This is a genomic window from Streptomyces bohaiensis (genome assembly GCF_012033785.1).
Taxonomy (GTDB): Bacteria; Actinomycetota; Actinomycetes; order Streptomycetales; family Streptomycetaceae; genus Streptomyces; species Streptomyces bohaiensis.
Window position 1 is genome coordinate 1 of record NZ_JAAVJC010000349.1, and the last position, 4,310, is coordinate 4,310.

Here is a 4,310-nt window from a genome sequence, read left to right on the forward strand (position 1 = left end):
CGGTGGGCGCGGGCGGCGGGGCCCGGCGCGCGGGAGGCCGCGCATCGGCCGGCGCCGGTCAGACCTGGCGGAACCGCCAGCGGTGGACCGGCCGCGCGATCAGCGCGGAGTCCGGGGAGGGCAGTTCCGGGAGCTCCGCGTCGAGGTCGTCCGCCCCCTCCCACCAGGTGATCACCAGCACGCGCCCGCCGGGCGCGGCGAAGGTCTCACGCCGCGCGGGCTCCGGCGTCAGCCGGCGTTCCCGCGCCCAGCGCAGCAGTTCCTCGCCGAGGCCGTCGGCCGCCTTGGCCTCCCACATCAGGGCGATGGTCACAACCGTGGTCCTCTCCGCTTCGTCGGCCGCCGGGGGCCTCGGGCGTCCCGGCGGCTGCTGGGTGCCCGCCGTCATCGGCGGGCGGCGCCGCCCGGTGCGTCCGGCGGCACGGGGCGGGTGTGGTCCCGCCGCATCACCAGGGCGTCCATCCCGGCGGCCTGGTAGTAGTTCCTGCGCACGCCGAGCGGCTCGAACCCGTAGCGGCGGTACAGCCGCTGCGCCGGCTCGTTGTCCGTCCTGACCTCCAGGAAGACCTCCTCGCTGCCGAACGCGGTCGCGGCGGCGAGCAGGTCGCGCAGCAGCCGGGAGCCGAGCCCGGTGCCGTGGTGGGCGGGCGCCGCGGCGATGGTCTGCACCTCGGCGGTGGGCCCGGCGGCGGCGAGGCCGGCGTACCCGGCGAGTGCGCCGTCCGCGGTGGTCGCCACCACGTAGTGGTGGGTGGGGGCGGCGCCTCGCGCGTGGGCCAGCTCGGACCAGAACATCCCGGCCGACCAGGCGTCCTCCGGGAAGAGTTCCTGCTCCAGCTCCAGCACGGGGGCGATGTGCCACCAGCGCATGGCGGTGATCCGCACCCCGGCGGCGGGGTCCGGGTCGGTGGTCGGGTCGGTGGTCACGAGTCCCGCGCCGGCGGCGCCGGCGGGGTGACGACCTTGTACCCGGCGGGGACCTGGGCGTCGGGGCGCCGCAGGTAGAGCGGGCTGGGCGCGGCCAGCTCCTCGCCGGCGGCGAGCCGCTCGGCCGCCAGGGACGCGAGCGCGGCGGCGGAGGCGTGCAGCGGCGCGTCGGTCAGGAGACGGGGGAAGTCCTCGCCGTACTGCACGGCGCCCGCTCCCACCGCCGGCAGGGCGAGGATGTCGGCGGGCAGCTCGCCCGGCCGGCCGACCTCCGGCTCACCGGTGCGGTGGCGGGCGTCCTCGTACCGGGCCCAGTAGACCTCGCGGCGCCGGGCGTCGGTCGCCACCACGAACGGCTCGGTCAACCCGGAGGCGTACGCCAGCGAGTCGAGAGAGCACAGGCCGTGGACGGGGACGGACCGCGCGGCGGCCAGGGCCGTGCCGGTGGCCAGCCCCACCCGGAGTCCGGTGTAGGGCCCCGGGCCGACGCCGACGACGACGCCGGTGAGGTCGGCGAGGGTGCGGCCGGCCTCGGCGAACACCCGGTCGACGGTGGGCAGCAGCAGTTCGCCGTGGCGGCGGGCGTCCACGGTGTCGCCCGCGGCCAGGACGCGGGTCCCGTCGTGGAGGGCAGCGGTGACGGCGGGGGTGGCAGTGTCGAGCGCGAGCAGTAGCACGGGCCCAGTTTATGGCGGGCCCCGTACCGGGCGGGCCCGGCGTCGGGGTGCGGTCGGCGCTGCCCGGGGCCGAGGGCCGGGACCGGTGGCGAGCCGCGCGCGGGCGGCCGGTTCCGGGCCGTGGCGGGCGGCGGGACTGCTACCGTCGTCCCCGGCCCTTCCCGGGTCCCTTCATCTGATGTTCCGAAGAGAACAGGCGACAGCGCATCGTGGCACGCGGCAGCTCGGAAACCCACGCCTCTCCCGGAGTTTTCGTCTCCGTGCTGACCGTCGTCGCCCTGGCGGTCGTCGGCTTCTTCGCCTACCAGGCCTCGGCCGCGCAGGACGACGCCCCGAGTGCCTCGTCCCCCGCGGGCGAACAGTCCGCGGACGGGCAGGACGGCGAGCACTCGCCCGGGGACGAGCCCGGTGAGGACCCCGACGAGGGCATCGGCGAGGACCCGGACGCCGAGGCGGACGACGGCGGCGAGGAGCACCCCCTGCCCGCGGACTCCGGTGAGGGCAAGCGGGTCGTCTACGGGCTGGGCGATCAGCGGGTGTGGCTGGTGGACCCGGCCGACGACGGCCTCGGCGACGAGATCGTCACCACCTACCCCGTCCACCGCAGCTCGGTCGACCCGGACCCGGGCAGCTATCTCGTCAGCGCGCGCACCGAGCGGATCACCGGATCGGACGGCGTCCCGATCGAGAACGTCATCGGGTTCGACGCCCCCGGAGCCGTCGTCTTCGGCTTCTCCACCGCCACCGACGGCTCCACCCCCGACCCCGACTCCACCACGCCGACCGGCGGCATCCGCCAGTTCGCCACCGACGGCGAGGCGATGTGGGAGTTCACCGAGGTCGGTACCCCGGTCGTCGTCGTTCCCTGAGACCCGGCGGCGAGCAGGGCCGGGCCCGAGCGGAGCTCGGTCGGCGCGGGGCGGGCCCGCGCGCGGTCGGTCGATGCGGGGCCGGTCCATGGCACCCGGCACGCCTCAGCCGTCCGCGGGCTCCAGCAGCGCCGCGAGGTCGACACCGGCCCATCGCGGGCCGACACCGGTGAGCGTGACGACGCGCGGTGCGTCGCCGTCCAGCGCACTCCAGTCGGTACCGCCGTCGGCCGGCCCGCCGCCCTCGCCGCCGGTGGGGCGCTCCAGCCGCACCAGCAGCCGGCTCTCCGACAGTTCCTCGACCTTGCCCTCGCCCCATTCGACGACCACCACGGACTCGGGCAGCGCCAGGTCGAGGTCGAGATCCTCCATCTCCTCCAGCCCGCCGGCGAGCCGGTAGGCGTCGACGTGGACCAGGGCCGGGCCGTCGCCGAGGGAGGGGTGCACGCGGGAGATCACGAACGTCGGGGAGGCCACGGCGGAGCGCACCCCGAGCCCCTCGCCGATCCCCCGGGTGAGGGTGGTCTTGCCCGCGCCCAGTTCACCGCTGAGCAGGACCAGGTCACCGGCGCGCAGCAGCGCCGCCAGCTCCCGCCCGAGCCGCATCGTGCGGTCGGCGCCCGGGACCGTGCCGGTCGCGTGCGCCCGGTCGTCGGTCCGGCCGGGGTGCTCGCCGGTGGGGGTGGTGCCCGCACTCATCGTCTCGCCGTCTCCGTCGTCGCGGCCGCCCGTCCCGCCGGGAGGGCGAGGGGCGGGCCGGTCCGGTCGGCCCGCGCGTGGCGGCGGGGCGCCGGGCGCCCCGCCTCCGGATGGTACGCGCCGGGCGACGCGCGAGTCGGCCCGTTCACCCCGGGGAGACGGCCGCGGCGCGGTCCAGGTGGACCCGGGGCACCCGGGCGCCGATCCGGGTGACGATCTCGTACCCGATCGTCCCCACCGCGCGGGCCCAGTCCTCCGCCGTGGGCTCGCCGTCACTGCCCGGGCCGAACAGCACCACCGGGTCGCCCTCGGCGGCCGTGTCGCCGCCGAGGTCCACGACGAACTGGTCCATGGCCACCCGCCCGGCGACCGTGCGCCACTTCCCGGCGACCAGCACCGGCCCGCTGCCCGAGGCATGGCGCGGCACTCCGTCGGCGTACCCGGCCGGCACCAGCGCCAGCGTGGTCTCGCCCGGCGTGCGGTAGCTGTGGCCGTAGCTCACGCCGTGCCCGCCCGGCACTCGCTTCACGGACGCGAGCGAGGCGCGGAGCGTCATCGCGGGGCGGAGCCCGAACGCGCCGGGCAACCCCACCTCCGGGGAGGGCGACAGGCCGTAGACGGCGACGCCGGTGCGGACCAGGTCGTAGTGGGAGGAGGGCAGCGTCAGCGTCGCCGGCGAGTTGGCGAGATGGCGGACCTCCGGGTCGAGGCCGGCGCGGGCGGCGGTCGCCAGCGCGTCGCGGAAGACGGCCTCCTGCGCCGCGATGGAGGGGTGGCCCGGCTCGTCGGCGCAGGCGAAGTGCGACCACAGGCCGGTCACCCGGACCGAGCCCTCGGCCTCCGCCTCGCGGGCCGCGGCGACCAGCGCGGGCCAGTCGCCCGGTGCGCAGCCGTTGCGGCCGAGCCCGGTGTCGACCTTCAGCTGCACCCGCGCCGTGCGGCCGGCGGCACGGGCGGCCGCCCGGATCTCGCGCAGCGCCCACCCGGCGGAGGCGGTGACGTCGATCTCGGCCTCGATCGCCTCACGCCAGGGCCCGCCGGGCGTCCACAGCCAGCACAGCAGCCGACCGGTGTCCCCGGCGGCACGCAGCGCCAGCGCCTCCTGCGGCGTCGCCGTGCCGAGCCACGCGGCCCCGGC

At 77.4% G+C, this 4,310-nt stretch carries 6 protein-coding genes; 1 reads left to right on the forward strand and 5 read right to left on the reverse strand.

Annotation, left to right across the window (positions count from 1 at the left end; translation table 11 throughout):
- Positions 1 to 58: 58 nt before the first annotated feature.
- The 3 genes from HCN52_RS22335 to tsaB all read right to left on the reverse strand — a co-directional run bounded on the left by HCN52_RS22335 (position 59) and on the right by tsaB (position 1,604).
- Positions 59 to 313 (reverse strand): hypothetical protein, encoded by a 255-nt coding sequence (locus HCN52_RS22335; protein ID WP_168090241.1) that lies wholly within the window; start codon positions 311 to 313, stop codon positions 59 to 61.
- A gap of 71 nt (positions 314 to 384) precedes the next feature.
- A complete protein-coding gene (gene rimI, locus HCN52_RS22340; RefSeq protein WP_168090246.1) occupies positions 385 to 870 on the reverse strand; it encodes a ribosomal protein S18-alanine N-acetyltransferase in 486 nt (161 codons plus the stop codon).
- A 53-nt stretch (positions 871 to 923) separates the two neighbouring features.
- Positions 924 to 1,604 carry a tRNA (adenosine(37)-N6)-threonylcarbamoyltransferase complex dimerization subunit type 1 TsaB gene (gene tsaB, locus HCN52_RS22345; protein WP_168090242.1) on the reverse strand — a complete coding sequence of 227 codons (681 nt, stop codon included), beginning with the start codon at positions 1,602 to 1,604 and terminating at the stop codon, positions 924 to 926.
- A gap of 209 nt (positions 1,605 to 1,813) precedes the next feature.
- Between tsaB and HCN52_RS22350 the strand changes: the two genes are divergently transcribed.
- The gene (locus tag HCN52_RS22350) at positions 1,814 to 2,473 is read left to right on the forward strand and encodes a L,D-transpeptidase (RefSeq protein WP_168090243.1); all 660 of its coding nucleotides are present in this window, start codon (positions 1,814 to 1,816) and stop codon (positions 2,471 to 2,473) included.
- Between the two features lie 105 nt (positions 2,474 to 2,578).
- Here the strand turns inward: HCN52_RS22350 and tsaE are convergent, their stop codons facing one another.
- Together tsaE and alr are read right to left on the reverse strand one after the other, a co-directional pair.
- Positions 2,579 to 3,079, reverse strand: a complete 501-nt coding sequence (tsaE, locus tag HCN52_RS22355; protein WP_245175367.1) for a tRNA (adenosine(37)-N6)-threonylcarbamoyltransferase complex ATPase subunit type 1 TsaE — start codon at positions 3,077 to 3,079, stop codon at positions 2,579 to 2,581.
- A gap of 238 nt (positions 3,080 to 3,317) precedes the next feature.
- Positions 3,318 to 4,310: alanine racemase (gene alr, locus HCN52_RS22360; RefSeq protein WP_168090245.1), on the reverse strand; the 993-nt coding region annotated here is incomplete at its 5' end.